Origin of the sequence: Streptomyces sp. NPDC127108, from assembly GCF_042677545.1 — a bacterium.
In the GTDB taxonomy this organism is placed as follows: Bacteria; Actinomycetota; Actinomycetes; order Streptomycetales; family Streptomycetaceae; genus Streptomyces.
In genome coordinates this window covers 1-22,918 of sequence record NZ_JBHXTE010000080.1, presented here as the reverse complement: position 1 = coordinate 22,918, position 22,918 = coordinate 1, and the positions used below count along the sequence as shown (strand labels likewise).

The 22,918-nt window shown below is 72.4% G+C and carries 21 protein-coding genes and 1 pseudogene; 16 read left to right on the top strand and 6 right to left on the bottom strand.

What is annotated here, in order from left to right:
• Positions 1 to 88: 88 nt before the first annotated feature.
• A complete protein-coding gene (locus ACFVHO_RS39400; protein ID WP_385725344.1) occupies positions 89 to 1,900 on the bottom strand; it encodes a glycoside hydrolase family 15 protein in 1,812 nt (603 codons plus the stop codon).
• Positions 1,901 to 2,373: 473 nt separating this feature from the next.
• Between ACFVHO_RS39400 and ACFVHO_RS39395 the strand changes: the two genes are divergently transcribed.
• From ACFVHO_RS39395 to ACFVHO_RS39350, 10 genes are all read left to right on the top strand, one after another.
• Positions 2,374 to 4,029 (top strand): CTP synthase, encoded by a 1,656-nt coding sequence (locus ACFVHO_RS39395; protein ID WP_385725342.1) that lies wholly within the window; start codon positions 2,374 to 2,376, stop codon positions 4,027 to 4,029.
• An 84-nt stretch (positions 4,030 to 4,113) separates the two neighbouring features.
• Positions 4,114 to 4,740, top strand: a complete 627-nt coding sequence (locus ACFVHO_RS39390) for an NUDIX domain-containing protein (RefSeq protein ID WP_385725341.1) — start codon at positions 4,114 to 4,116, stop codon at positions 4,738 to 4,740.
• Between the two features lie 186 nt (positions 4,741 to 4,926).
• The gene (locus ACFVHO_RS39385) at positions 4,927 to 7,059 is read left to right on the top strand and encodes a tetratricopeptide repeat protein (protein ID WP_385725340.1); all 2,133 of its coding nucleotides are present in this window, start codon (positions 4,927 to 4,929) and stop codon (positions 7,057 to 7,059) included.
• 134 nt (positions 7,060 to 7,193) lie between these two features.
• Positions 7,194 to 8,318, top strand: coding sequence for an alanine dehydrogenase (gene ald, locus ACFVHO_RS39380; protein ID WP_385725339.1), 1,125 nt, complete (start codon positions 7,194 to 7,196; stop codon positions 8,316 to 8,318).
• 387 nt (positions 8,319 to 8,705) lie between these two features.
• Positions 8,706 to 9,839 (top strand): ParA family protein, encoded by a 1,134-nt coding sequence (locus ACFVHO_RS39375; protein ID WP_078618704.1) that lies wholly within the window; start codon positions 8,706 to 8,708, stop codon positions 9,837 to 9,839.
• The gene (locus ACFVHO_RS39370) at positions 9,824 to 10,432 is read left to right on the top strand and encodes a hypothetical protein (protein ID WP_385725338.1); all 609 of its coding nucleotides are present in this window, start codon (positions 9,824 to 9,826) and stop codon (positions 10,430 to 10,432) included. Before ACFVHO_RS39375 ends, ACFVHO_RS39370 begins: the two co-directional genes overlap by 16 nt.
• Positions 10,433 to 10,482: 50 nt before the next feature.
• Complete coding sequence (locus tag ACFVHO_RS39365; RefSeq protein WP_385725337.1) at positions 10,483 to 11,565, top strand: segregation/condensation protein A; 1,083 nt, start codon at positions 10,483 to 10,485, stop codon at positions 11,563 to 11,565.
• Positions 11,562 to 12,227, top strand: coding sequence for an SMC-Scp complex subunit ScpB (scpB, locus tag ACFVHO_RS39360; RefSeq protein ID WP_385725336.1), 666 nt, complete (start codon positions 11,562 to 11,564; stop codon positions 12,225 to 12,227). Before ACFVHO_RS39365 ends, scpB begins: the two co-directional genes overlap by 4 nt.
• Positions 12,228 to 12,240: 13 nt before the next feature.
• Positions 12,241 to 13,503, top strand: a complete 1,263-nt coding sequence (locus tag ACFVHO_RS39355; RefSeq protein WP_385725335.1) for a pseudouridine synthase — start codon at positions 12,241 to 12,243, stop codon at positions 13,501 to 13,503.
• 123 nt (positions 13,504 to 13,626) lie between these two features.
• The gene (locus ACFVHO_RS39350) at positions 13,627 to 14,376 is read left to right on the top strand and encodes a DNA polymerase beta superfamily protein (RefSeq protein WP_385725334.1); all 750 of its coding nucleotides are present in this window, start codon (positions 13,627 to 13,629) and stop codon (positions 14,374 to 14,376) included.
• Here the strand turns inward: ACFVHO_RS39350 and ACFVHO_RS39345 are convergent.
• From ACFVHO_RS39345 to ACFVHO_RS39330, 4 genes are all read right to left on the bottom strand, one after another.
• Positions 14,302 to 15,084, bottom strand: a complete 783-nt coding sequence (locus ACFVHO_RS39345) for a DNA polymerase beta superfamily protein (RefSeq protein WP_385725333.1) — start codon at positions 15,082 to 15,084, stop codon at positions 14,302 to 14,304. The two genes, ACFVHO_RS39350 and ACFVHO_RS39345, sit on opposite strands and share 75 nt — an antisense overlap.
• Before the next feature lie 21 nt (positions 15,085 to 15,105).
• Positions 15,106 to 15,576 (bottom strand): Rieske (2Fe-2S) protein, encoded by a 471-nt coding sequence (locus tag ACFVHO_RS39340; protein WP_385725332.1) that lies wholly within the window; start codon positions 15,574 to 15,576, stop codon positions 15,106 to 15,108.
• Complete coding sequence (locus tag ACFVHO_RS39335; RefSeq protein WP_385725331.1) at positions 15,573 to 16,166, bottom strand: DUF6529 family protein; 594 nt, start codon at positions 16,164 to 16,166, stop codon at positions 15,573 to 15,575. Before ACFVHO_RS39335 ends, ACFVHO_RS39340 begins: the two co-directional genes overlap by 4 nt.
• 64 nt (positions 16,167 to 16,230) lie before the next feature.
• Positions 16,231 to 16,932 (bottom strand): hypothetical protein, encoded by a 702-nt coding sequence (locus ACFVHO_RS39330; protein WP_385725330.1) that lies wholly within the window; start codon positions 16,930 to 16,932, stop codon positions 16,231 to 16,233.
• Positions 16,933 to 17,126: 194 nt separating this feature from the next.
• Here ACFVHO_RS39330 and ACFVHO_RS39325 point away from each other — a divergent pair.
• From ACFVHO_RS39325 to der, 6 genes and pseudogenes are all read left to right on the top strand, one after another.
• A pseudogene (locus ACFVHO_RS39325) lies at positions 17,127 to 17,573 on the top strand (YidB family protein); the annotation flags it as partial.
• Between the two features lie 178 nt (positions 17,574 to 17,751).
• A complete protein-coding gene (gene aroH / locus ACFVHO_RS39320; RefSeq protein ID WP_385725329.1) occupies positions 17,752 to 18,114 on the top strand; it encodes a chorismate mutase in 363 nt (120 codons plus the stop codon).
• The gene (locus ACFVHO_RS39315) at positions 18,111 to 19,196 is read left to right on the top strand and encodes a prephenate dehydrogenase (protein WP_385725328.1); all 1,086 of its coding nucleotides are present in this window, start codon (positions 18,111 to 18,113) and stop codon (positions 19,194 to 19,196) included. Before aroH ends, ACFVHO_RS39315 begins: the two co-directional genes overlap by 4 nt.
• A gap of 138 nt (positions 19,197 to 19,334) precedes the next feature.
• Positions 19,335 to 20,030, top strand: a complete 696-nt coding sequence (gene cmk, locus ACFVHO_RS39310; protein WP_385725343.1) for a (d)CMP kinase — start codon at positions 19,335 to 19,337, stop codon at positions 20,028 to 20,030.
• Positions 19,988 to 20,710, top strand: a complete 723-nt coding sequence (locus ACFVHO_RS39305) for a lysophospholipid acyltransferase family protein (RefSeq protein ID WP_385725327.1) — start codon at positions 19,988 to 19,990, stop codon at positions 20,708 to 20,710. The genes cmk and ACFVHO_RS39305 overlap by 43 nt, the downstream gene beginning before the upstream one ends.
• Before the next feature lie 73 nt (positions 20,711 to 20,783).
• Positions 20,784 to 22,283, top strand: a complete 1,500-nt coding sequence (gene der / locus ACFVHO_RS39300) for a ribosome biogenesis GTPase Der (RefSeq protein ID WP_385725326.1) — start codon at positions 20,784 to 20,786, stop codon at positions 22,281 to 22,283.
• Positions 22,284 to 22,379: 96 nt separating this feature from the next.
• Here the strand turns inward: der and ACFVHO_RS39295 are convergent, their stop codons facing one another.
• Entirely contained in the window at positions 22,380 to 22,751 is a 372-nt protein-coding gene (locus ACFVHO_RS39295) for a hypothetical protein (RefSeq protein WP_385725325.1), read from the bottom strand.
• Between the last annotated feature and the right edge of the window lie 167 nt (positions 22,752 to 22,918).

Sequence of the window (22,918 nt, the reverse complement as noted above, 5' to 3'; positions counted from 1 at the left end):
TACGTCCAGTACGAGGGCGATCCGGGCGCACGCCGAGAGCACGCACCAGACGCCGCGGGCTGTTCCGCGAAGATCCGCCGGACAGGCCCTAGCCCCCGTACGCCCCCGAAGCCGTCAGCCGCAGGGCCGTGTCGATGAGCGGCACGTGGCTGAACGCCTGCGGGAAGTTGCCGACCTGGCGCTGCAGGCGCGGGTCCCACTCCTCGGCGAGCAGGCCGAGGTCGTTGCGCAGGTCGAGCAGGCGCTCGAAGAGCTTGCGGGCCTCGTCGACGCGGCCGATCATCGCCAGGTCGTCGGCCATCCAGAACGAGCAGGCGAGGAACGCGCCCTCGTCGCCCTCCAGGCCGTCCACGCCCGCGTCGTCGCCGGAGGTCGGATAGCGCAGGATGAAGCCGTCCGGCGTGGACAGCTCGCGCTGGATGGCCTCGATGGTGCCGATGACGCGCTTGTCGTCGGGCGGCAGGAAACCGACCTGCGGGATCAGGAGCAGCGAGGCGTCCAGCTCCTTGGAGCCGTACGACTGCGTGAAGGTGTTGCGCTCCTTGTCGTAGCCCTTCTCGCAGACGTCCCGGTGGATGTCGTCGCGCATGTCGCGCCAGCGCTCCAGGGGGCCGTCGGCGTCGCCGGACTCGATGAGCTTGATGGTGCGGTCGACGGCGACCCAGGCCATCACCTTGGAGTGCACGAAGTGGCGGCGCGGTCCGCGCACCTCCCAGATGCCCTCGTCGGGCTGGTCCCAGTGCGTCTCCAGATAGCGGATCAGCTTGAGCTGGAGCAGGGAGGCGTAGTCGTTGCGGGCGAGGCCGGTCATGTGGGCGAGGTGGAGGGCCTCGGTGACCTCTCCGTAGACATCGAGCTGGAGTTGGTGGGCCGCGCCGTTGCCCGCGCGGACGGGCGCCGAGTTCTCGTACCCCGGAAGCCAGTCCAGCTCCGCCTCGCCCAGCTCCCGTTCGCCCGCGATGCCGTACATGATCTGCAGGTTCTCGGGGTCGCCCGCGACCGCGCGCAGGAGCCACTCGCGCCAGGCGCGGGCCTCCTCGCGATAGCCGGTGCGAAGGAGCGAGGAGAGCGTGATGGCGGCGTCGCGCAGCCACGTGAAGCGGTAGTCCCAGTTGCGGGAGCCGCCGATGTCCTCCGGCAGGGAGGTGGTGGGCGCGGCGACGATGCCGCCCGTGGGGGCGTACGTCAGTGCCTTGAGGGTGATCAGGGAGCGGACCACGGCCTCGCGGTAGGGCCCGTGGTACGTGCACTGCGCCACCCAGTCGCGCCAGAACTCCTCCGTCGCCGTGAGCGCCGCCTCCGGCTCGGGGTGGGCGGGCTGCTCCTTGTGCGAGGGCTGCCAGGAGATGGTGAAGGCGATCCGGTCGCCGGGGGCGACCGTGAAGTCCGAGTACGTCGTGAGGTCCTTGCCGAAGGTCTCGGCGGTGGTGTCGAGCCACACCGAGTCAGGACCGGCGACGGCCACCGTGCGCCCGTCGACCTTGTGCACCCACGGCACCACGCGGCCGTAACTGAAGCGCATCCGCAGGGCGGAGCGCATCGGCACCCGGCCGCTGACGCCCTCCACGATCCGCACCAGCTGTGGGGCGTCGGAGTCGCGCGGCGGCATGAAGTCCGTGACCCGGACCGTGCCGCGCGGGGTGTCCCACTCGGACTCCAGGATCAGGGAGTCGCCGCGGTAGGTCCGCCGGGTCGACGGCGCGGGCGGTGTGCCCGGACCGTGGGCGGGGCCCAGCCGCCAGAAGCCGTGCTCCTCCGTGCCGAGGAGGCCGGCGAAGACGGCGTGGGAGTCGAAGCGGGGCAGACACAGCCAGTCGACCGTGCCGTCCCGGCAGACCAGCGCGGCGGTCTGCATGTCCCCGATCAGTGCGTAATCCTCGATGCGCCCGGCCACGTGCATCCCCATTCAAACGGCCACGTTCGCCCGCTCACGGGGCGCTCGTTCTACGGTCAAGGGTTCGCTGTAAGACGAACTGCCGGGCCCGATGGTTTCCAGTGATGTCCAGAAGTGCCGACGGGGGATGGTTCAGCCCGTGCGCACGGCTCGGCAGCGAGTGTCCGAGCAACATACATCGACGCCCCGGATATCTGCCCGCTCGTCCCGCCAACGTGACTACGCCGAACGAGTTCCGGGTGAAAGCCGTGCCCGTCCGGTACCCGCCGCGTGTTCGAGGGGTGAAGATCATGTACGCGATGTGAAAGCGCGTGTCAAGACGTGGCCGGAAGCAGCCCCCGTCTGTCGCTGATACCCTGGTAGCCCGTGAGCCGGTGGTCCTAGAACCCCCGAACCGCAGCGACGGCACCTCCCTCCGAACAGGAGCGGACGCCGGTACGCACCTTCAGACCGCGACGCACGGGAGCCCCCTCTTGGCCATGCCACCCACATCCACGACGACCAAGCACATCTTCGTCACCGGGGGTGTCGCCTCCTCCCTCGGCAAGGGCCTGACGGCCTCCAGCCTGGGTGCGCTCCTCAAGGCCCGGGGCCTGCGCGTCACGATGCAGAAGCTCGACCCGTACCTGAACGTCGACCCCGGCACGATGAACCCCTTCCAGCACGGCGAGGTGTTCGTCACCAACGACGGCGCCGAGACCGACCTGGACATCGGCCACTACGAGCGCTTCCTCGACGTCGACCTCGACGGCTCGGCCAACGTCACCACCGGCCAGGTGTACTCCCAGGTGATCGCCAAGGAGCGCCGCGGTGAGTACCTGGGCGACACCGTGCAGGTCATCCCGCACATCACCAACGAGATCAAGCACCGCATCCGCCGCATGGCGACGGACGAGGTGGACGTCGTGATCACCGAGGTCGGCGGCACCGTCGGCGACATCGAGTCGCTGCCGTTCCTGGAGACCGTCCGCCAGGTCCGCCACGAGGTCGGCCGCGACAACGTCTTCGTCGTGCACATCTCGCTGCTTCCCTACATCGGCCCCTCCGGTGAGCTGAAGACCAAGCCGACCCAGCACTCGGTCGCCGCCCTGCGCAACATCGGTATCCAGCCGGACGCCATCGTGCTGCGCGCCGACCGCGAGGTCCCCACCGCCATCAAGCGCAAGATCTCGCTGATGTGCGACGTCGACGAGGCCGCGGTCGTCGCCGCCATCGACGCCAAGTCGATCTACGACATCCCGAAGGTCCTGCACACCGAGGGCCTGGACGCCTACGTGGTGCGCAAGCTGGACCTGCCCTTCCGCGATGTGAACTGGACCCAGTGGGAGGATCTGCTCGACCGGGTCCACAACCCCGACCACGAGGTCGCCATCGCGCTGGTCGGCAAGTACATCGACCTGCCCGACGCCTACCTCTCGGTGACCGAGGCGCTGCGCGCCGGCGGCTTCGCCAACAAGGCCCGCGTCAAGATCAAGTGGGTCACCTCCGACGACTGCAAGACCCCGGCGGGCGCCGCCAAGCAGCTCGGCGACGTCGACGCGATCTGCATCCCCGGCGGCTTCGGCGACCGCGGCGTGTCCGGCAAGGTCGGCGCGATCCAGTTCGCCCGCGAGAACAAGATCCCGCTGCTCGGCCTCTGCCTCGGCCTGCAGTGCATCGTGATCGAGGCGGCCCGCAACCTCGCGGACATCCCCGACGCCAACTCCACCGAGTTCGACTCCGCCACCTCCCACCCGGTCATCTCCACCATGGCCGAGCAGCTCGACATCGTCGCGGGCGAGGGCGACATGGGCGGCACCATGCGGCTCGGCATGTACCCGGCCAAGCTCGCCGAGGGCTCCATCGTGCGCGAGGTGTACGACGGCAAGGAGTACGTCGAGGAGCGCCACCGCCACCGCTACGAGGTGAACAACGCCTACCGCGCGGACCTGGAGAAGCAGGCCGGCATCCTCTTCTCCGGCACCTCGCCCGACGGCAAGCTCGTCGAGTACGTCGAGTACCCGCGCGAGGTCCACCCCTACCTGGTCGCGACCCAGGCCCACCCGGAGCTGCGCTCGCGTCCGACCCGGCCGCACCCGCTCTTCGCGGGCCTGGTGAAGGCCGCCGTCCAGCGCCAGCAGGCCGCCGGCAAGTAGCGGCGGGATACGGTTGCCGGGGTACGCGCCCGTGGGCGCGTACCCCGGCTTCTGTTTTGTTTGCACGTGGGAGGACAGCGCGACATGACGATCAAGGACACCGCCGAGGAGTGGCAGGTCACGGCGAGCGAGACCCCGTTCGTCGGGAACAAGACCTCGGTGCGCACCGACGACGTCGTCATGCCGGACGGGACAGTGGTCCGCCGTGACTACCAGGTCCACCCCGGCTCGGTCGCCGTCCTCGCGCTCGACGACGAGGACCGCGTCCTGGTCCTCCGCCAGTACCGCCACCCCGTGCGCCACAAGCTCTGGGAGATCCCCGCCGGACTGCTCGACGTCCCCGGCGAGAACCCGCTGCACGCCGCCCAGCGCGAGCTGTACGAGGAGGCGCACGTCAAGGCCGAGGACTGGCGGGTGCTCACCGACGTCTACACCACGCCCGGCGGCTGCGACGAGGCCGTGCGCGTCTTCCTCGCCCGCGATCTGTCCGAGGCCGAGGGCGAGCGCTTCGAGGTCTCCGAGGAGGAGTCCGACATGGAGCTCGCCCGGGTGCCCCTCGCGGACCTTGTACGCGGCGTGCTCGCCGGTGAGCTGCACAACAACTGCCTCGTCGTGGGCGCCCTCTCGCTCACCGCGGTGCTCCAGGGCGACGGCGTGGACTCCCTGCGCCCGGCCGACGCGCCGTGGCCCGCACGGCCGTTCGAGGCCTGAGCGGCGAACGCCCTCGGCACCCCGCGTCCCCCGTCCGGCGGCGCGCGGTCCGACGATCTCCTGATCCGATCGGGCGACTTGTGGGCCCCGTGCGGCCCGGAACGCGGCAGCGCCTGAACTAGGCTCTGAAAGCGTCCCGACCGGAGTCCCGGCGGGTTCGTGCGCAGGCGGACGGGAGCGTTACCCGTGACGGATCAGGCGGTCGACACGGACGGTTCGGCGAGTGGCGCGCCATCGACCGGCGGCGCGGCGGACGGTGGCCGATTCGTCGGCCGCCACCGGGAGTTGAAGGAACTCCGCGCCGACATCGACCGCGCCGGACTCGACACCCTCTCCGGCCGCAAGGCGCCCCGCGCCCGCGTCCTGCTCGTCGCGGGCCGCCCCGGATCAGGACGCACCGCCCTCGCCGAGGAACTCGCCCGGCAGCTCGCCGACGCCTACCCCGACGGGGTCCTGCGCGCCCGCCTCACCGACCCCGACGGCGCCGCCGTCCCCACCGAGCGCACCGCCCGCGAGCTGCTCGACGCGCTCGGCGCCCCCGCGCCCGCGGGGGCGGACGAGGACGACCTGGCCGGAGCCCTGCGCGCCGCCCTCGACGGCCGCCGCGCCCTGCTCCTCCTCGACGACGTGACCGACGGCGAGGGTGGCGCGCAGGTCGACCCGCTGCTCCCGGACACCCCCGACTGCCTGGTCCTCGCCGTGTCCGCGGGCCCGCTCACCGGCATCCCGGACGTCCGCCCCTGCACCCTGGGCGGCCTGGACACCAAGGCCGCTCTCGATCTGCTGGCCCGCAGCGCCGGTTCGGTGCGCATCACCGTCGACCCGCGCTCCGCGGAGAGCCTGGTCGAGGCGTGCGGCGGCAATCCGGCGGCGCTCGTCATCGCGGGCGGCTGGCTCGCCGCCCGGCCCAAGGCCGCCGTCGCCGACCTCGCCAAGCAGGTCAGGGACTGCCCCGAGGAGGGCGCCGCGGACTCGGGCCTGGCCCGGGTCTTCCAGCACACCTATGCCGCGCTGCCCGCGCCCGCCGCGCGGATACTGCGACTGCTGTGCCTCGCCCCCGCCGGGTACGTCGACCCGCACACCGCGTCGGCGCTCGCGGGCTGTTCGGTGTCCGCGGCCTGCGCCACGCTCGACGACTTCGTCGCGCTCGGCCTGCTGCGCGCGGTGGAGTCGCCGCTTCCGCAGTACGAGGTGCCGGGGTGCCTGGTGCCGCTCCTGCGGGAGTTGACCCAGACTCAGGACCGGCCGGGGGAGGTGCAGTTGGCGCGGGCCCGGATGCTGGAGCGGACCGTGCGGCTGCTCCAGTCCTGCCGGGCGGTCACCGAGCCCGACGGCTCGACGGCGCGCAAGAGACTCGCAGGGCTGCCCCGGGCGCTGCGCTTCCCGACCCCGCGCGCCGCCGCCGAGTGGCTGCGGATCCGGCAGCCCGCGCTGCTCGCCTCGGCCCGGCTCGCGGTCGCGGACGGCGATCTGGACACCCTCGCCCGCCGCCTGATGGCCGCCCTCGCCCGCGCCCTGGTCGCGCACCGGGGCACGCGGGACGCGGCGCCCGAGCTGTACGCCGTCCACCAGCTCGTCCTGGATGTCGCCGAGCGCAGGGACCTGCCGCGGGAGCAGGCCGCCGCGCTCCTGAACCTCGCCGACCTGGACGCCCAGACGGGGCGGACGCACGAGGCCCTGGCCCGCTACCGCGCCGCCCTCGACTGCGGCCGGGCCGCCGGGGACCCCTACGCGACCGGCCGCGCGATGGAATCCGTAGGCGGCGCCTACCAGGAACTGGGGGACTGGCAGCGGGCCGCCGACTGGTACGGCAGGGCCCTGGCCCAGCGCCTGGCCCGCGACGAGCGCGCCGACGCCGCCCGGCTGCACGGCCGCATCGCCACCACCCACACATACGCGGGCCGCTACGGCGAGGCCCTGCGCAACTGGCGCTCGGCCGTCGCGGGGCTGCGCAAGATCGGCGACGTCGCGGGCCGGGCGCGGGCGCTGAGCGAGATGGCGCGCGTCCAGGAGTACGCGGGGCGGCCCGAGGAGTCCCTGCGCACCTGCCAGGAAGCGGCCGAATGGGCGCGCGAGGCGGCGGACGTACGCCTCCAGGCGGCGCTGCAGGTGCGGCTCGCGGACACCCTGGAGCGGCTCGGTGATCCGACCGCCGCCGGGCTGCACCGCGCGGCCGCCGAGCGCATGCTGGGAGATGAGTTCACCGAGGTCGCAGGGGTTGCGCCGGTCTCCCGTGAGGAAGCCGGGGCGAACCTTGAGGAGTCGGATGGACGAGCACCCTCCGCCTACGAAATCCGTAGTGCATCCAGTCAAGATTGAATTATTGGAAGGCTAGACAGCGAGAAATCCTTCATTAGACTGGCTCCGCCGCGTGCTTACGTGGTGTCTTCCGATGCGCTCGCTTGCGTGCCGGTTTGTACCGCATTGCCCGAAACCCCCCTGAGCCAAGGACCGTGATCGACGTGAAGGTCGGCATCCCCCGCGAGGTCAAGAACAACGAGTTCCGGGTGGCCATCACCCCCGCCGGTGTGCACGAGCTGGTGCGCCACGGCCACCAGGTCGTCATCGAGCGCGACGCCGGTGTCGGCTCCTCGATCACGGACGGCGAGTACATCGCCGCCGGCGCCGAGATCCTGGACACCGCCGACGAGGTGTGGGCCACGGCCGACCTGCTCCTGAAGGTCAAGGAGCCGATCGCCGAGGAGTACCACCGCCTCCGCAAGGACCAGACGCTCTTCACCTACCTGCACCTGGCCGCCTCCAAGGAGTGCACGGACGCCCTCCTGGAGTCCGGCACCACCGCCATCGCGTACGAGACGGTGGAGCTGCCCAGCCGCGCCCTGCCGCTGCTCGCCCCGATGTCCGAGGTCGCGGGCCGCCTCGCCCCGCAGGTCGGCGCCTACCACCTGATGCGCGCCAACGGCGGCCGCGGCGTGCTGCCCGGCGGTGTCCCCGGTGTGGCCGCGGGCAAGGCCGTCGTCATCGGCGGCGGCGTCTCCGGCTGGAACGCCGCGCAGATCGCCATCGGCATGGGCTTCCACGTGACCCTGCTCGACCGCGACATCAACAAGCTCAAGGAAGCCGACAAGATCTTCGGCACGAAGATCCAGACGGTCGTCTCCAACGCCTTCGAGCTGGAGAAGGCCTGCCTGGAGGCCGACCTCGTCATCGGTGCCGTCCTCATCCCGGGTGCCAAGGCCCCCAAGCTCGTCACCAACGAGCTGGTGTCGCGCATGAAGCCCGGAAGTGTCCTTGTCGACATCGCGATCGACCAGGGCGGCTGCTTCGAGGACTCGCGTCCCACCACGCACGCCGAGCCGACCTTCCCGGTCCACAACTCGGTCTTCTACTGCGTCGCCAACATGCCCGGCGCGGTGCCCAACACCTCCACGTACGCCCTGACCAACGCCACGATGCCGTACATCGTCGAGCTGGCGAACCGCGGCTGGGTCGAGGCCCTGCGCCGCGACCCGGCGCTCGCCCTGGGTCTCAACACCCATGACGGCAAGGTCGTTTACAAGGAGGTCGCCGAGGCGCACGGTCTCGAGCACGTCGAGCTCGAGTCGCTGCTCGGCTGACCGCCACGCCGACCACGGCTTTTCCGTCGACTCGGGTCAACGGAAGTCGTCAATCTCACGCCCGCGGCCGGACCTTGTGAGGGGTCCGGCCGCGGGCGGTTGGGCGTACACTCGCTCAACTCGCCTTGTACGTAAACATTTGGGCGATTCGTCCACCACGTAAACGCGGCGATGCCATGCAGTGCGCCCTTGACATCGGGATGTTCCATTGCCGACACATCGGGCCGGGTCCGGCGGATTGTGTTGCTGCGGAGTGGTGACACGCCATAGAGTCGCCAACCGTCGGCATGGTGCCACGCTGACCTATCTAGAAATTTCCTGGTCACCAAGGAGGTAAGACGACTTGTGAATGAGTCGACATTTGCTCCCGGGGGTGGTCAACCAGGAATGACTGGACGAGGCCAAGGCCCCGTCGGGCTTCAGGCTGTCGGCTCCGTCGCTGTCCGCACCTTCGAAGCCCGCCAGAGTCCGCAGCCGACACAGTCAGCACCCCAGAGCATGGATGGCCATCACGTGAACGCCATGGCCGGCGACCGGAGTGGCGAGAACACCACCCCCACCCCTCTCGCCGACTACGAGGAACTGCCCCAGGGTCACTTCTACGACCCCGACGCGGAGTACGAGCCCGATCCCGAATACGCCGCCACGCTCGCCCCGGACGCTGCCCGTCAGCGCCGCGAGCGCATCGGCCCCACGGGACGCCCGCTGCCGTACTTCCCGATCCCGGGGCCGTTGACCGACCACGGCCCCGCGAAGATCATCGCGATGTGCAACCAGAAGGGCGGCGTCGGCAAGACCACGTCGACCATCAACCTGGGTGCGGCGCTCGCGGAGTACGGGCGCCGCGTACTGCTCGTGGACTTCGACCCGCAGGGCGCGCTCTCGGTGGGTCTCGGTGTGAACCCGATGGAGCTCGACCTCACCGTCTACAACCTGCTCATGGAGCGGGGCATGTCGGCGGACGAGGTCCTGCTGAAGACCGCGGTCCCCAACATGGACCTGCTGCCCAGCAACATCGACCTCTCCGCCGCCGAGGTGCAGTTGGTCAGCGAGGTCGCGCGCGAGTCCACGCTGCAGCGCGCGCTCAAGCCGCTGATGGCCGACTACGACTACATCGTGATCGACTGTCAGCCCTCGCTCGGCCTGCTCACCGTCAACGCGCTCACCGCCGCGCACAAGGTGATCGTGCCGCTGGAGTGCGAGTTCTTCGCGCTGCGCGGTGTGGCCCTGCTCACCGAGACCATCGAGAAGGTCCAGGAGCGGCTCAACCCCGACCTGGAGCTCGACGGCATCCTCGCGACGATGTACGACTCGCGCACGGTGCACAGCCGCGAGGTCCTCGCCCGCGTGGTCGAGGCGTTCGACGATCACGTCTACCACACGGTGATCGGGCGGACCGTGCGCTTCCCGGAGACCACGGTCGCCGGTGAGCCGATCACGACGTACGCCTCGAACTCGGTGGGCGCGGCAGCCTATCGCCAGCTCGCCAGGGAGGTGCTCGCCCGGTGTCACGCCGAGTGAGTCTGCCCGGGGCCGACGAACTGTTCCGTACGACCGGGGGGATGGCGCTGCAGGCGTCCACCCCGCGGCGCCAGGCGAACGGCGAGGCGAGGGTGCCCGCTCCGGCGGGCGAGAGCGACGAGGCGGCCGCGGAGGAGTCCCCCGCACCGCGGGAGGACGCGGACTCCTCCGACGCCGCCGAACACAGCGCGGCGGACGCGGAGTCCGGCGCTCCCTCGCGCAGCCGCTCGGCGTCCGGCACGGACGCCGGGAAGGGTTCCGGGCGGCGCCCGGCGCAGGAAGGTTCTGCCAGCTCCGCCGCGGGCGGCAAGTCCGCGAACGCGTCCGGCGACACGCCCGCGCAGGCGCGGCGCCGGGCCCGTGCCGCCAACCGGCGGCCCAGCGGGCGCGAGCGGCACGACGAGAAGATCACCGTGTACGTCTCCGCCGAGGAGCTCATGGACCTCGAGCACGCGCGCCTCGTGCTGCGCGGTGAGCACGGGCTCGCGGTGGACCGGGGGCGGATCGTGCGCGAGGCGGTGGCCGTGGTGCTCGCCGACCTCGAATCGCGGGGGGACGCGAGCATTCTCGTACGACGGCTGCGTGGGCGGTAGCGGTACCTTTCCGCGTAGTGCCTTGCCGTTGCCGCTTCCTTGGATCGTGAATGCCGACCGACGCCGTACCCGCTGAGTCCCGTCGTCCGCGGCGGGTGCTGGGGCGTGGTGGGGCGGTTTCTTCCCCAAGCCCGCCCCTTCCCGAAACCGGGGGCCAGCCCCCGGAGGCCCCGGGTGGGGAGCCGGAACATCCCCGCACCGTTGCGTTGTGCCCACCCTTCCCCGAGCTCTCGGCTCCGCTCGAGCAGGGGAGACCCCAATCGCCTGGCGGCACGCCTGCCCACAACGTGGGTACGGAAGAAGCTCCTGCCGAGCCCGGTGACGGGCGGTTCAAGGTTCGGCTTGCGAACTTCGAGGGGCCGTTCGATCTGCTGCTCCAGCTCATCTCCAAGCACAAGATGGATGTCACCGAGGTCGCGCTGTCCAAGGTGACCGATGAGTTCATGGCGCACATCCGGAGTATGGGGCCGGACTGGGACCTCGATCAGACGACCGAGTTCCTGGTGGTCGCGGCGACGCTGCTCGATCTGAAGGCGGCGCGGCTGCTTCCCGCCGCCGAGGTCGAGGACGAGGCCGACCTGGCGTTGCTGGAGGCGCGGGACCTGCTGTTCGCGCGGCTGCTGCAGTACCGCGCGTACAAGCAGATCGCGGACATCTTCAGCGGGCGGCTCGACGAGGAGGCGCGGCGCTATCCGCGCACCGTCGGCCTGGAGCCGCACCACGCCGAGCTGCTGCCCGAGGTCGTCATCAGCATCGGCGCCGAAGGGTTCGCCAAGCTCGCCGTGAAGGCGATGCAGCCCAAGGCGAAGCCGCAGGTGTACATCGACCACATCCACGCCCCGCTGGTGAGCGTGCGCGAGCAGGCCGCCGTGGTGGTGGCGCGGCTCAAGGAACAGGGCGAGGCGAGCTTCCGTGCCCTGATCGAGGAGCTGGGGCCCGACGACACCCTCACCGTCGTCGCCCGCTTCCTCGCGCTCCTGGAGCTGTACCGGGAGAAGGCCGTCGCCCTGGAGCAGGAGGACGCGCTCGGCGAGCTGACGGTGCGCTGGACCGGCGGGGACGGCGAGGCGGAGCCGACCGTGACCGACGAGTTCGACCGGGCCCCCGAGCCGGACGAGGAGAGGAAGCCGTGAGCGCTGTGCAGCAGGGCAGCCCCGAGAGCCCCACGGGAGACCTGCGGGCCGCCGTCGCCGAGCTCGACCTCAAGCCCGCCCTGGAGGCCGTCCTGATGGTCGTGGACGAGCCCGCGACCGAGGAGCACCTGGCGAAGGTCCTGGAGCGCCCCAGGCGGGCCGTCGCGGACGCGCTGCGGGAGCTGGCCGACGAGTACACCGTGCAGGGCCGCGGCTTCGAGCTGCGCCTGGTGGCGGGCGGCTGGCGGTTCTACACCCGGCCCGCGTACGCCCCCGCCGTCGAGGGCTTCGTCCTGGACGGGCAGCACGCCCGGCTCACCCAGGCGGCCCTGGAGACCCTCGCCGTCGTCGCCTACCGCCAGCCGGTCAGCCGCTCGCGGGTCTCGGCGGTGCGCGGCGTGAACTGCGACGGGGTCATGCGCACCCTGTTGCAGCGGGGTCTGGTGGAGGAGGCGGGCGCGGAACCCGAAACAGGTGCGATCCTGTACAGGACGACGAACTACTTCCTGGAGCGGATGGGCCTGCGCGGCCTGGACGAGCTCCCCGAGCTCGCGCCCTTCCTCCCCGAGGCGGACGCGATCGAGGCGGAGACCCAGGAGGGTGTCCCGTCGTTCGACCCGGACGCACCCGATGCGCCGGGTTACGAGGACGCAGACGACTAAGACGGACATTTTGATGCGAAGCAGCAGCGGCAGGAACAGCAGCGGAAACAACGGCGGGAGCCGTGGTGGCAACAGCGGCGGCCGCGGCAACAGTGGCGGCCGCCCCGGCGGTGGCGGCCGTGGCAACGGCGGCGGTCGCCCCACCGGCGGTGGCCGCGGCGGCAGCGGTGGCGGTGGCCGCGGCGACGACCGGGGTGCCGGTGGCGGTCGCGACGACCGGGGTACCGGCGGCGGTCGTGACAGCCGGGGCACCGGCGGGGTTCGCGACGACCGGCAGGGCAGCGGCCGCCCCAGCAAGCCCCGCCCCGAGGAGCGGCGCTACGACGTGGGCCCCGGCGGCACCCAGGACGGCCCGAAGTCGGGTCGCGGCGCCTCGGCGCGCGGCGGCGCCAAGGGCGGCCCCAAGCGCGGCCAGGACCAGCGGGGCGCCGGTCGCGGCCGCCCGGCCCCGGCGTACTCGCGCGAGTACGAGACCCGGGCCGAGGAGCGCAACCGCGAGCGGTACGCGGGCAAGCCCAAGGTGAATCTGCCCAAGACCTTCCCCGGCGCCGAGCAGGAGGGCGAGCGGCTGCAGAAGATCCTCGCCCGCGCGGGCTACGGCTCGCGGCGCGCCTGCGAGGAGCTGGTCGACCAGGCCCGCGTCGAGGTCAACGGCGAGATCGTCATGGAGCAGGGCCTGCGCGTCGACCCGGACAAGGACGAGATCAAGGTCGACGGCCTGACCGTGGCCACGCAGTCGTACCAGTTCTTCGCCCTGAACAAGCCCGCCGGCGTCGTCTCCACCATGGAGGACAACGAAGGGCGCCAGTGCCTCGGCGACTACACGAACAACCGCGAGACGCGGCTGTTCCACGTCGGCCGGCTCGACACCGAGACCGAGGGCGTCATCCTGCTCACCAACCACGGTGAGCTGGCGCACCGCCTGACCCACCCCAAGTACGGAGTGAAGAAGGTCTACCTCGCGCACATCGTCGGCCCGATCCCGCGCGACCTGGGCAAGCAGCTCAAGGACGGCATCCAGCTGGAGGACGGCTACGCCCGCGCGGACCACTTCCGCGTCGTCGAGCAGACCGGCAAGAACTACCTGGTCGAGGTGACCCTGCACGAGGGCCGCAAGCACATCGTGCGGCGCATGCTCGCCGAGGCCGGATTCCCGGTCGACAAGCTGGTGCGCGTCGCCTTCGGCCCGATCACCCTCGGCGACCAGAAGTCGGGCTGGCTGCGCCGCCTGTCCAACACCGAGGTCGGCATGCTGATGAAGGAAGTCGACCTGTAGGCCTGCCTCAGGTCTTCGTGCGTACGTCGTCGGCCGCTCGCTCCCGGATCGGGTGCGGGCGGCCGTCGTCGTTCCCGGGTGGTCGCCCGGCTGCCGTGGCCGGCCGTCTGGGATGCTGTGCGGATGATCGAAATCAGCGCGGCCGACCTGGGCTCCGTCGTCGCGGAACAGCCCGACCCGCTGGTCTTCGCCACGGTCTCCGGGGCGCATCTGTACGGGTTCCCGTCCCGGGACTCCGACGTGGACCTGCGCGGTGTCCATCTGCTGCCGGTGCGGGACCTGGTGGGGCTGCGGGAGCCGGAGGAGACGCGGTCGCGGATGTCTGTTCGCGACGGCGTCGAGATGGACCTCGTCACGCACGACCTCAGGAAGTTCGCGCGGCTGCTGCTGCGGCGCAACGGCTACGTCCTGGAGCAGCTGCTCTCCCCGCTCGTCGTGCACACGGGCGCCCTGCACGAGGAACTGGCCGCGCTCGTGCCCGGCGTGCTCACCTCGCACCACGCGCACCACTACCGGGGCTTCGCGTCCACCCAGTGGAAGCTGTTCGACCGGAGCGGCGAGCTGAAGCCGCTGCTGTACACGTTCCGGGTGCTGCTCACGGGCATCCACCTGATGCGCACCGGTGAACTCCAGGCCCATCTGCCGACGCTGCTCGGCGAGGCGCACGCCCCGGGCTATCTGCCGGAGCTGATCGCGGCCAAGCGCGAGGCCGAGCACGGCGCCGCCGACGTCGACCACGCGCGCGTGGCCGCCGACGTCGAGCGCCTGCACACCGTCCTGGACGAGGCCCAGGCGGCCTCAGACCTGCCGGATGCCCCCGTCGCGTACGACGCGCTGCACGACCTCGTCGTACGGGCCCGCCTCCAGGGCTGAGGCCCGGCGGGCGCGGTACAGGAAGTCCTCGACGCGCCGCCGGTCCGGCTCCGGGGGCAGCGAGGTGCGGGCCGCCGCCGCGTCCGCCTCCGCCGCGAGGCGCGCCATCCACGCCTCCACCTCGGGCCAGCCGACCTCGCCGCGCTTGACCGCGAGCAGCGACTCGCGTCGGTCGCCGACGTCGATGGTCAGCTCGCCCGTCAGGAGCAGGTCGCGGCAGCTCATCAGGAGGCGCAGCAGGTGCATGGCGTGCTTCCAGCGCGGGGCGCCGTGAGTGCGGACGTCCGCGTCGAGCTTCTTGCGCTGGCCGAGCGCGTAGCGGGCGAAGGTCTCGTGGGCCTGGCGGGACAGGAAGGCCGGGCGCAGGGCGAGGAGTTCGCGGCCGGTGTCGGTGACGTGCTCGACGAGCGGGGAGTGCAGGCACTCCAGGACGTTCGGGTTGGCGCGCAGGGCCAGCTCGCAGAAGCGCTCCAGCTCCCAGCCGAACTGCTCGTCGGCGGGTCCCTCCACGTGCGTCGGCGGCTTCTCGAAGCGCCAGAACAGCGGGGTCGGCGCGAGGAACACCCCGCGGCGGTCGGTGTCGCTGCCGTCCGTGGCCAGGCCGAAGGCGCGCGAGCCCATGACGCAGGCGTAGATCGTGTGCTCGCGCACCAGGTCGTGCGGGTCGAGGGGGATGTGGGGGACCTGGGGGAACTGCGCCGGGTTCATGCCCGGAGGGTACGGCCGCGCTCAGGTGAGCCTGATGGAATTTCCGGTGACGTCGATGCCGCGCGGCGGCAGCGGGCGCGGCGCGGGGCCGCCCGCGACCGCCCCGTCCGCCACCCGGAACCGGCTGCCGTGGCACGGACAGTTGACCGTGCCGCCGTCGACGTCGCGGACCGTGCAGCCCGAGTGCGTGCAGACCGCGGAGAAGGCCTTGAAGTCGCCCTCGGCGGGCTGGGTGACGACGACCTTCTCGTCCTTGAAGACCTTGCCGCCGCCGACCGGGATGTCGGACGTCTTCGCCAGCACCGGCCCCTCGGGCGGCGCCTTGCCGCTCGCGCCCGGCGAGCCCTTGGAGCGGGACGCGGCCGGGGTGCTCGGCGGCGGCTCCGGGTCCGCGCCCTCGTCGCCGTACTTCGAGCACCCGGTCGCCGCGGCGGCGGCCAGCGCGCCCGCCGCCAGGGCCGTACGCCGGGTGGGGCGCCCCTCGCCGCTCACGTGCTCACCCCGAACGTACGGAAGAACCACAGCGCCGACGTCCACCACACCACCGTGAGCACCGCGAAGACCAGCCCGCCCACCACCGGGAGCAGCCAGCCGGGCAGCCGTTCCGAGCGGAGCAGCAGCATCTTGGCGCTGAACGCCCCGAAGAAGAAGCAGCCGAGGGCGGAGTGCCACAGCACGCGCGGCGTCGTCGTCTGATAGCCGAAGGCGTAGAGGCAGTGCACCGCGACCGGCACGGCCGCCAGGAACGCCACCCGGCCCGACCAGCGGTGCAGCACCCCCGACCAGGACGGTCCCGGCAGCTTGCCGTACACCATCAGGGCCGACACGACCTGGAGCACCGCGAAGCCGAGCGCCGTCGTCGCGAGCCAGGACTTCACGGCGCTCGTGCTGCTGAACCCCGCCAGGTTGAAGGCGGTGCCCTCCGGGTCGTGGACCTTGCCGTACGCCCCGAGGCCCACCGCGACCGCGGCGGCGACCAGGGCGGGCACCAGATAGCGGGCGGGGTGCGCGCGGGGCGGGCCGCCCGCGCCGGGCGGCACGGGGAAACCGCCCTGGGTGGGGGCGTTCGGATCGACGCTCATGAGGGCTCCCTGGTGGACGCGGGGTCGCGTGCGGGCACGGGGGCGATCGAGGGTGCGGGCGGGGTCAAGGCACCACGGGGCGTGCGGTGAGGCGGCCGCCGTCGGCCAGGACGACGGCGCCGGTCTCCGGGTCGAGCCGGGGGGCCTTCGCGGGCTCGCCGTCGCGCTTGAGGATGCCGACCTGGCTGCCGTCGGCCTGGACGACCCAGCCGCCGTCGAGCTGCTCGCCGCGCACCTCGGACGTGGCTCGGTACACCCCCGCCGGCTTGCGGGTCTTCGGGGCGGTGAACGCCCAGGTCCGCTTGCGGATCTCGACGGTGCCGCGGACCTTGTCGCCGACGATCCGGCCGTCCAGCTTCGCGCCGTTCTTGCCGGTCAGACGCATCGACCCGTCGTCCTCGACGTCGCCCTTGAGCCAGGACTCGGTGGCCCGGCCGTCGCAGAAGTACGCGACCGCCTCGCCGTCACGGAGCGTGATGGCGATCGAGGCCGAGTCGTCGTCCGTGCGGCCCGCGTACCGGGCGTCGGACGGGGGCTTCTTCGCGGGCGTGGACGAGGGCGTGGGGGTGGCGGTGCGGGTGGGACCGGGGCCCTTCGAAGGGGTGCCCGCGGTGGGCGGTGCCTTCGGCCCGGCGGTGCCCGGGGTGTCGGGCGAGGAGTCCGAGTACGACGAACTGCCCGTCCCCGACGTCGCGTTGACCGACAGCATGAACAGGGCCAACACCAGCCCCGCGAGCAGCGTGAACAAGGGTCCTGAGCGCTTCATACGTGCCCCCCGAGGCGCGCGGCCTGACTCTCCATGCAAGCCGACCCGCACCCCGGCGTCCAGAGGCGCACGGAGGCTGTGCGCCCGTGGTGCGGATGGGCCTCGCGCCGGTCGCGCCGAGTGGCGGCGGTCGTCGCCGCGGGTGACATTGGCAGGGGCCGGGGCCTTGCCCCCGAGGGCGGGGCCCGGCCCCCGAACCGAAAGGCAGCACCACCATGGCGGGTAACGATCTGGGCGGTCTTCTCGGCGGCCTCCTCGGCGGCGGAGGACAGCAGGGCGGGGCCGCGTCCGGAGGCGGCGGTGCCCTCCTCGGGGCCCTGCTCGGCGCGCTGATGAACAGGAACGGCGGTGGCAACAACCCGCTGGGCGGCCTCCTGGAGGGGCTGACCAAGGCCGGGCTCACCGACCAGACCCAGTCGTGGGTGGGCCCCGGCGAGAACCAGCCGGTGACCGGCGAGCAGGTGCGGCAGGCCGTGCCCGACGACGCGCTCCGGCAGGTCGCCGAGCAGGCGGGCGTCTCGCCCGAGCAGGCCGCGGACCAGATCGCCCAGGTCCTGCCGGGGACCGTCGACGAACTCACGCCGAACGGCCAGGTGCCCTCCGAGTCCCTGGAGGAGATCATCCGCAAGCAGCAGCTCTGACGCGGTCCGTCGGTACGGCTGCGACGCGGTCCGTCGGTACGCCCCCGACGCGGTCCTTCGGTGCGCGGCGACCGTCTCGGCAGGCGGGCGCCGCGCACACGTGTCCGGGGCCCTGACTACCCTGGTCACGCAGAGAGCGGGACAGCACGACGGATGTACGCGAGCGAGGAGCAGCACGGTGGCGGTACGAGCGGTGCGGGGCGCCGTCCAACTGGAGCGGGACGCGGCCGACCACATGAGTGAGCAGGTCGGCGCGCTGCTCACCGCCGTGCTCGAGCGGAACGGACTCGGCCCCGACGACCTGATCTCCATCTGGTTCACGGCCACCCCCGACCTGCACAGCGACTTCCCGGCCGCCGCGGCCCGCGAGTTCGGCCTCGCCGACGTGCCGCTGATCTGCGCCCAGGAACTCGACATCGACGGGGCCATGCCGCGCGTCGTGCGGATCCTCGCCCACGTCGAGTCCGACCGGCCGAGGTCCGAGATCGCGCACGTCTACCTCGGCGCGGCCGCCGCACTCCGCAAGGACATCGCCCAGTGAGAAGCGCCCTCGTCATCGGCACCGGCCTCATCGGCACCTCCGCCGCCCAGGCCCTGGCCCGCCGCGGCGTCACCGTCCACCTCGCCGACCACGACCCGGAGCAGGCCCGCACCGCGGCCGCGCTCGGGGCGGGCACCAGCGAGCCCCCGGCCGGGCCCGTCGACCTGTGCGTGGTCGCCGTGCCGCCCGCTCACGTCGCCGCCACCCTCGCCGAGGAGATGCGGCGCGGTTCGGCGCGCGGCTACCTCGACGTGGCCAGCGTCAAGGGCGGGCCGCGGCGCGATCTCGAGTCCCTCGGCCTCGACCTCACTCCGTACATCGGTACGCACCCGATGTCGGGGCGGGAGCGCAGCGGCCCCCTCGCGGCCTCCGCGGACCTCTTCGAGGGGCGGCCGTGGGTCCTGACGCCGACGCGGGACACCGACACCGAGGTCCTGAACCTCGCCCTGGAGCTGGTCGCGCTGTGCCGGGCCGTGCCCGTCGTCATGGACGCCGACGCCCACGACCGGGCGGTCGCGCTCGTCTCGCACATGCCGCACCTCGTCTCCAGCATGGTCGCCGCCCGCCTGGAGAACGCCGAGGAGTCGGCGGTACGCCTCTGCGGCCAGGGCATCCGTGACGTCACCCGCATCGCGGCGTCCGACCCGCGGATGTGGATCGACATCCTGTCCGCGAACCCCGGCCCGGTGGCCGACCTGCTCGCGGAGGTCGCCACGGACCTCGACGAGGCCGTGACCGCGCTGCGGAGCCTGCAGTCCGCCGACGAGTCCAAGCGGCAGGACGGCGTCACCGGCGTCGAGGGCGTGCTGCGGCGCGGCAACGCGGGCCAGGCCCGCGTCCCCGGCAAGCACGGCTCCGCCCCCGCCGTGTACGAGATCGTGGCCGTCCTCATCGACGACCAGCCAGGCCAGCTCGCCCGGATCTTCGCCGACGCGGAGCGGGCCGGAGTCAACGTCGAGGACGTCCGCATCGAGCACGCCACCGGCCAGCAGGCGGGCCTCGTCCAGCTCATGGTCGAGCCGCAGGCGGCGCCGGGGCTCGCGGCGGGGCTGCGGGAGCGCGGCTGGTCGCTGCGGCAGTGAGCCGAGGGGGCCGCGGGCGGCCTCGGCCCGGCACCGGGAAGGGGCCCACTCCAGAGCCAGTAACCTTGTGCGGGGCGCCGAGCAGGCGGCCCACCCCGTCCCCCGCACCGAGAAAGGTGTCCGCTCCCCGTGGAATCCGTGGAAAAGACCGCCGCCGCAGGCCCGGCCCCCGTGATCGTCGCCATCGACGGGCCCTCCGGCACGGGGAAGTCCAGCACGTCCAAGGCCGTCGCGGCCCAGCTCGGCCTGAGCTACCTGGACACCGGCGCCCAGTACCGGGCGATCACGTGGTGGATGGTGGCGGGCGGCATCGACCTCACGGATCCGTCCGCCATCGCCGCCGCGGCCGGCAAGGCGGAGATCGTCTCGGGCACCGACCCGTCCGCCCCGACCATCACCGTCGACGGCACGGACGTCGCGGGCCCGATCCGCACCCCCGAGGTCACCTCCAAGGTGAGCGCGGTCAGCGCCGTGCCCGAGGTGCGCACGCGGATCACCGAGCTGCAGCGCTCGATCGCCGCCGCGGCCGAGCTCGGCATCGTCGTCGAGGGCCGGGACATCGGCACCACGGTGCTGCCCGACGCCGACCTCAAGATCTTCCTGACGGCGTCCCCGGAGGCCCGCGCCGCCCGCCGCTCCGGCGAGCTGAAGGGCGCCGACGTCGCCTCCACCCGCGAGGCCCTCATCAAGCGGGACGCCGCCGACTCAAGCCGCAAGACGTCCCCGCTGGCGAAGGCCGACGACGCCGTCGAGGTCGACACCACCGAGCTGACCCTGCAGCAGGTCATCGAGTGCGTCGTCACGCTCGTCGAGGAGAAGCGGGCCGGGAAGTGAGTCCGGCCGCGTCGACGCCAGGGGCACCCGCCCCGCGCGTCGCCCCCTCCGAGCGCGGCGCCGACGTCGGCCGCCGCATCGGCGTGGGCCTGATGTACGGCCTGTGGAAGCCCCGCGTCCTGGGCGCCTGGCGGGTCCCCGCGACCGGCCCGGTGATCCTCGCCGTGAACCACTCGCACAACGTCGACGGCCCCATGGTCATGGGTGTGGCGCCCCGGCCGACGCACTTCCTGATCAAGAAGGAAGCGTTCGTCGGGCCGCTCGGCCCGTTCCTGCGGGGCATCGGCCAGCTCCAGGTCGACCGGACCACGGCCGACCGCACGGCCATCACGGACGCGCTCGCCGTCCTGGACCAGGGCGGGGTCCTCGGGATCTTCCCGGAGGGCACCCGGGGCGACGGCGACTTCGCCTCGCTGCGCGCGGGCCTCGCGTACTTCGCGGTGCGCTCGGGGGCGCCGATCGTGCCCGTCGCCGTCCTCGGCAGCACGGAGCGGCGGGGACGGCTGATAAGGCAGCTGCCGCCGCTGCGCAGCCGTGTCGACGTCGTCTTCGGTGACCCGTTCGACGCGGGTGACGGGAGCGGGCGGCGTACGCGCAAGGCGCTCGACGAGGCGACCGTGCGCATCCAGGGGCAGCTCACCGCGCACCTGGAGAACGCCAGGCGCCTCACCGGGCGCTGAGTAAGACTTTCAGTAGTGGCCCGGCGCGCGCCGGACCACCGATCACCACGATGAACGACGAGGTACGGACTTCATGAACGACCAGATCCAGCCCGAGGGCGAGGGCTCGGCCCAGCACGCCGAGCACGACCACGGTGCGCTTGGCGACGCCGAGTATGCAGCGTTCATGGAGCTCGCCGCCGAAGAGGGCTTCGACATCGAGGACGTCGAGGGCGCCATCGAGGCGGCCGGGCACGGCCCGCTGCCGGTGCTCGCCGTCGTCGGCCGCCCCAATGTCGGCAAGTCGACGCTCGTGAACCGCATCATCGGCCGCCGCGAGGCCGTCGTCGAGGACAAGCCGGGCGTCACCCGCGACCGCGTCACCTATGAGGCCGAGTGGGCGGGCCGCCGTTTCAAGGTCGTCGACACCGGCGGCTGGGAGCAGGACGTCCTCGGCATCGACGCGTCCGTGGCCGCCCAGGCGGAGTACGCGATCGAGGCGGCCGACGCCGTCGTCTTCGTCGTGGACGCCACGGTCGGCGCGACGGACACCGACGAGGCCGTCGTGCGCCTGCTGCGCAAGGCGGGCAAGCCCGTCGTGCTGTGCGCCAACAAGGTCGACGGCCCCTCCGCCGAGGCGGACGCGGCGATGCTGTGGTCGCTCGGCCTCGGCGAGCCGCACCCGGTCTCCGCGCTGCACGGCCGCGGCACCGGCGACATGCTCGACGCCGTCCTCGAGGCGCTGCCGGAGGCGCCCGAGCAGAGCTTCGGCACGACCATCGGCGGCCCGCGCCGCATCGCGCTCATCGGCCGTCCGAACGTCGGCAAGTCCTCGCTCCTGAACAAGGTCGCGAACGAGGAGCGCGTCGTCGTCAACGAACTGGCGGGCACCACCCGCGACCCGGTCGACGAGCTGATCGAACTCGGCGGCGTGACCTGGAAGTTCGTCGACACCGCCGGTATCCGCAAGCGCGTGCACCTCCAGCAGGGCGCCGACTACTACGCCTCGCTGCGCACCGCCGCCGCCGTCGAGAAGGCCGAGGTCGCCGTCATCCTGATCGACGCCAGCGAGTCGATCAGCGTGCAGGACCAGCGCATCGTCACCATGGCGGTCGAGGCGGGCCGCGCCGTCGTCCTCGCGTACAACAAGTGGGACACCCTGGACGAGGAGCGCCGCTACTACCTGGAGCGGGAGATCGAGACGGAGCTCGCGCAGGTCGCCTGGGCGCCGCGGGTGAACGTCTCGGCGCGCACGGGCCGGCACATGGAGAAGCTGGTCCCGGCCATCGAGACGGCCCTGGACGGCTGGGAGACGCGAGTGCCGACGGGGCGTCTGAACGCCTTCCTCGGCGAGCTGATCGCCGCCCACCCGCACCCGGTCCGCGGCGGCAAGCAGCCGCGCATCCTGTTCGGCACCCAGGCGGGCACGAAGCCGCCGCGGTTCGTGCTCTTCGCCTCGGGCTTCATCGAGCACGGCTACCGCCGCTTCGTGGAGCGCAGGCTCCGTGAGGAGTTCGGCTTCGAGGGCACGCCGATCCACATCTCGGTGCGGGTGCGCGAGAAGCGCGGCCAGAAGACCCAGAAGAAGAAGTAGCCGCCGCCCCCTGGGCGCGCGCACGCGACGATGCCCGGCCTTCCACGGGGAAGGCCGGGCATCGGCTTGTGGGGGCGGGGCCCCTGGCCGGTGGGGTCAGCGCTCGCGGCGCGGACCCGGCGGGAGCGCGGCCGGGAAGAGCTGGCCGTAGCCGGTGTGGTCGGCCTGGCTCGGCTGGCCGTAGCGGGCGACGTGGAAGGGGCTGTGCCGGGGGTCGTGCCTCGGGTCGTGCCGGGGGTCGTAGCGCGGGTCGTGCCGGGACGGATGGCGGGGTTCGTACCGCGCGTCGTGCCGTACGGCGCCGTGGTGGTTGCCGTAGGGCGGGGCGCCGAACGCGTTGAACCTCAGCTCCTCCTCGCCGGTCCTGTCGCCGGGCAGGGCGCGGAACGCCCTCATGTACTCCGAGTACAGCGCGTCGTAGATCGGCGTGGCCGAGTGGGCGCCCGAGACGTCCTGCGCCGTGCGCATGGACGGGATGGGGCTCTGGTACGGCCGGTGGGGTGAGGGATCGTATGCGTGCACGTCTGGGCCAACGACACCGGGGCCGGACGGATGCGGGGGAGAGCACCGCATTCGCCTGGTAGGCGGCAGCGGCCGCCCGGAAGCCGTCCGCGCGCCCGGGGCCCCGCCCCCCG